The organism is Acidisoma sp. S159 (assembly GCF_009766125.1).
Lineage (GTDB): Bacteria > Pseudomonadota > Alphaproteobacteria > Acetobacterales > Acetobacteraceae > Acidisoma.
Map to the genome: position 1 here is coordinate 1 of NZ_LMUG01000022.1, position 4355 is coordinate 4355.

General features: G+C 56.9%; 4 protein-coding genes and 1 pseudogene. 2 read left to right on the top strand and 3 right to left on the bottom strand.

Annotation, left to right across the window (positions count from 1 at the left end):
- Positions 1-237: 237 nt before the first annotated feature.
- The 3 genes from tnpB to GSQ92_RS07430 all read right to left on the bottom strand — a co-directional run bounded on the left by tnpB (position 238) and on the right by GSQ92_RS07430 (position 1849).
- Positions 238-381, bottom strand: a complete 144-nt coding sequence (gene tnpB, locus GSQ92_RS07420) for an IS66 family insertion sequence element accessory protein TnpB (protein WP_159013262.1) — start codon at positions 379-381, stop codon at positions 238-240.
- Complete coding sequence (locus tag GSQ92_RS07425; RefSeq protein WP_159013263.1) at positions 378-677, bottom strand: hypothetical protein; 300 nt, start codon at positions 675-677, stop codon at positions 378-380. Before GSQ92_RS07425 ends, tnpB begins: the two co-directional genes overlap by 4 nt.
- 443 nt (positions 678-1120) lie before the next feature.
- Positions 1121-1849, bottom strand: coding sequence for a class I SAM-dependent methyltransferase (locus tag GSQ92_RS07430; RefSeq protein ID WP_159013264.1), 729 nt, complete (start codon positions 1847-1849; stop codon positions 1121-1123).
- 512 nt (positions 1850-2361) lie between these two features.
- Here GSQ92_RS07430 and GSQ92_RS07435 point away from each other — a divergent pair.
- Together GSQ92_RS07435 and GSQ92_RS30845 are read left to right on the top strand one after the other, a co-directional pair.
- Complete coding sequence (locus tag GSQ92_RS07435; RefSeq protein WP_159013265.1) at positions 2362-3225, top strand: hypothetical protein; 864 nt, start codon at positions 2362-2364, stop codon at positions 3223-3225.
- A 717-nt stretch (positions 3226-3942) separates the two neighbouring features.
- Positions 3943-4289, top strand: a pseudogene (locus tag GSQ92_RS30845) (IS21 family transposase); the annotation flags it as partial.
- Positions 4290-4355 lie beyond the last annotated feature (66 nt).

The window sequence follows — 4355 nt, forward strand, 5'->3', positions numbered from 1 at the left end:
GTCACGCAGTGATTCGAACAAAACCCGATTCGGGAATCCGTCAGAAACGCATGTCAGGGATTCCGTCCACACGGCCTAAGCATACGTACGACGGCTATCGTCACCTGTACGCTTCCGCACACGCTGGTCAAACAGTCTAGCCGATGGGACCATCTCGTCGATCGGGCTGCTGCGCTCCAACACGCCAACTCGTCTAAATGCTCCGATCAAAGGTCAACGGATGTAGTATGAAAACAGTTACTTGGCATAGAGCGACATGCCAACACCGTCGTGCCAAAGAACTTTGCCGAGGTCGCCTTTGGTTCCTCTGAACACGTCGAGACCACCCGCATGCGGATCTCGGCCCGTCGCTTGCTGAACCTGCAGTGCAAAATCGTTCATGCCGCGACGTACATCCGTCCGCCCGACCGCCAGCCATACACCCACGCTCGCTGGGAATGCAATCCTCTCCGGTCCAGCACGTGCAGCAGGACACGCAGCGTGGAGGCTTTGATATTGCCGCTGATCCGGATCCGGTAACCGCGCGGAAGATCGATCTCTATAAGGTCGGCCGTGAGCGAACAAGGCGCCGTTACCGGCTGGTCCGGCGTCACTACAAGCGGCACAAGCTGCGGCGCCCCTGCATCCGGCTCCTCGCCATAGCGCTTGCGCCGAGCGAAGACGAGGTTGGTGTTCACGTCGAACTGCCGCGCAACCTTCTACACCGATGCCCTTAGCGCCGGGGAGGCCGTCACGATCTGCCGCTTGAGCGCTTCAGGCCACGACTTGTTCCGCCGCCTGACACCTAATCTCGTGTCAATTAGCTTTTCTTTATGACACTTCTCACCATCACGCCACGGGCGCCGATAACCTCTTGCAAATCCTCAAATATCGGAAAACGGCCGCTGCCGGAGGGAGGGATAGGTGGCTACGGCATTTGGAGTCACCTGAGCGGGGTAGGGCACGCCTGTGTTGTGGTCGCTCCATCGCTGATCCCAGTCAAGGTAGCGTCCGGATCAAAACTAACCGCACGCCCTCCTGCCTCCTGCCTATCATGCGGGCCCAGGCCCAGGCCCACTCCCGCGATGCCCGGTGGCGTTTGATCTTTACTGCCGCAGCGGCTGGCGGTCCCGCTATGCCGCTAAATCGCCCTCCACGAACCTTTCTGCATGACAACAATCTCGTTGTAGGCTGCTCGAATTCCTCTGCTAAGATCCTCGATTACTAGCACAGCGCAACGCATGCCGCTGTGATGGCTCAAATAGCCGCAAGCATCAAAGCCCCAATCAATTGTCACGAGGGTGCCGTTGGCGTTGACGGGATCGCCATGAAACGCCGCCGGTTTAATATAATTGATCGAATCGTTCTGCAATTCGGCGCGCCGTTCCGAGTGCCGCTCCCTGTTCACGAGCGGCACGGTCATAATGTAGTAGCCCCCGGGCTTAAGTACCCTTTCGATTTCCCGGATGGCGAGATCAGGTCGAAAGATGTGCTCGAATACGTCTTGCGTAACGAACATATCGAAGCTTTCATCCTCGAACGTCATCCTTTCGATATCCTGATTGACCGCGCCATTGACAAAATGTGGGCCACCAAGCGGCCGTTGCGGATCGAAATACGAGAACGAGTAGCCTTTGGCTTCGTCATGTAATTTAACGCTTGCACCTCGCCAGACTGGTGAACTTTCGTGGATCAGGAGATCGCGCCAATTCGGCACATACATGTCGATGGCCGAAATCATAGCGCGCTCCCGCGGCAACGAGTGACAGCGAGTACAACCAAAACTGTCCCGCAGCCAACTGTCTGCCGCCACGAAATGGGCGTCAGGTCCACAGACCGGGCATGTGCCTTGGATGTCCAGAAAGCTCATGTGGAGTCCAATTACTACTTTTGGAGTAAGGTTACTACTTTTGAAGTAAGCTGGTACTTGTCCGAACATAGCATCTAAGTGTGTTGGCCGCAAACTCGGTAATCCTCGACGTGGCAGTGCCGACGAGCTGGGCCCGAGTGGCTCGGACGAACATCGCGGGTATTGATCTTTGGTCTGACCCTCAGAGAGGCAATCAGCCGTGTTGAAGAAGTTCCGCGCTGCGTAGGCAGGCTGCTGCTGATGCCGCGCAGCGAGCGTGTGCCCGTAGATGCTGATACGGACGTATCCAAGGTTAAAATTTTGCGGGCCTGCTCGGGTATGTCGTTTTAGAAAACGTAACTCATTGACAGCGTTGCATCGAGTGGCATTGAGAAAGTTCCTGATTTCGCAATGTCCGCTCCCGGGCAGGGCTCTTCACCAGCGTGCCGTCTTCTGTTATTGTTTGTCAAAGGGACGGTCAGGCCCCTCGTACAGGAGGGACAAAGAAGTCGTTGCTTGCTTTGGGGGTCAAAATGGCTGCTAGACTTGCACAGGCTAGTGTATCATTTCACTTCAACGACGACGATAAGTATGATGACACGCATGTTACCCTGACAGTTCGTGACGTAAACGGGTTGGTATGCGCGCAGGTCGATAGTGATTATGGTCACCTCAACGTCGTTCAGAAGGACGAAGGCCCTTTTGGGCTTGTAATCCTCAATCGCCAGACATCTGATCTGCTGCAGAACGGCAACTTTACAATCAGAATCACTCCGAATGGTCACGATACTTGGAGGTTTAACTTTGACTTGGTGTTGGCCTTATCAGATGGGTCTACGCTTTCTGGGAGAGTCCAGGGACTGGAGCTCTCGCGAAACAACCAACAACAGGAATTTGAGCTACAGCGCTTACTTAGCGTTGAACGCCACGGTCAAGAAATTTCGGTAGCTGATGGCCCCGCTGGCTATTTTCAGGAAGGCGATCTGCAAAGTGGGTGGCGGCGGTGCCTAAAGTGTCAGGGCATGTACTTTGCTGGAAGCGGGAATGGAGGGATCTGCGCTGTAGGAGGTGAGCATGCGTCTGACGGTAGTGGCGACTACCTCTTTGACGGAGGCGCGTCCGGTCAACATGACTGGCGATGGTGTAATAAATGTCAGTTGCTGCACTTCGGTGGTGTACAACCTAGTGTATGTGCAGCAGGTGGCCTTCACTCTAGTACGGGCAGTGCGGATTACGTTCTTATAAACAACGATCCAGGTGCGCTCGGTCAATCCGGCTGGAATTGGTGTCAGAAGTGCCAAGTGCTGCACTTCGCAGGTGAAGAATCGTTGGGCGCGTGCGCGTCGGGTGGAACACATAGCAGTGACGGAAGTGGAAATTATACGCTCCTCGATTGAGCAGCGGGTCCACCACTGGTGCGCGTGGCGAAGAGAATCGGCGTCCGCCGATCACCGAGTAGCTCGCGCGCCAATGCCACGGATTCAAGAGCTCAAGGAAGATGGTGATCGGTCGACCCGACGGACGACAACCGCGTTGAACCCGGGCAGCACTATGCCGGAGAATTGTTTGGATGTCGTTCGCGGAACCCATCTGAGCCACCGGTCATGTCAGCGCACGTAAAGGCCGAACACATGACCGCAATCGCGTCGCCATTTTCGTACAACCCCTTGAATCCCGCGGGCCGTTCTGTAATCGCGTCTCCGTTGTCAACGCCTTTTACTAGTCGCCGTTGCTTTCGCGGGGTCACGGTTCTCTACGCGGTCAGCGTATGCCGCCGCAACATCTGGTCCGAAGCACAGGCGGTGCAATGTCCACAACGGACTCGCGTGCAACGCACGCAGTCCAACGGCGTCCCTCGCAGCCAGCCCGCACCCTCGCCCCGGTGGACAACTCACACTGGCGCCAGCGGGTCGCTCGAGTGAACCTCGTTAAGGTTGTGTCAGGCTTCCACGGCCTGCTCCGACCAGCGGAACGTCTCACCTGACCGCCATATGCTGTGCAGGACTACGGAAAGCTTCCTGGCAAGCGCTACGCGTGCCTTGCCTGGGCCTGACCGCTTCGCAATTGCGTGTGCCCAATGCTTTAAACGCGAGGTCCGCTTGACCCGCGTCAAGATCAAGAACGCTCTGTGGGCGTTGGGCGGTGCGCCAATAGAACATCGCAGCGACAGTTTGTCGGCGGCCTTTCGCAACCTCGATGACGAGGCCCGCGTGGACCTGACCACGCGCTACGACGCCCTGTGCGCGCATTAGGCATGGAGCCAACCCGCAACAACAGCGGGATCGCCCACGAGAATGGCTCGGTCGAGAGTTCCCACGGGTACCTCAAGAAGGCCGTCGAGGACAGCGTGCTGATGCGCGGCTCACGCGACTTCGTCGATTTGGCGGCTTATCGCCGCTTCATCGATGAATTAAGCGGCCGCCACAACGCCAAGTGCGGCGCCCGCATCGTATCCATCCGCCGGTGGCCGCCTGGCGTTGGTATGATCGAGCGCGCTTAAGGTCGTCCTTATGAGTGCGCATAAGGA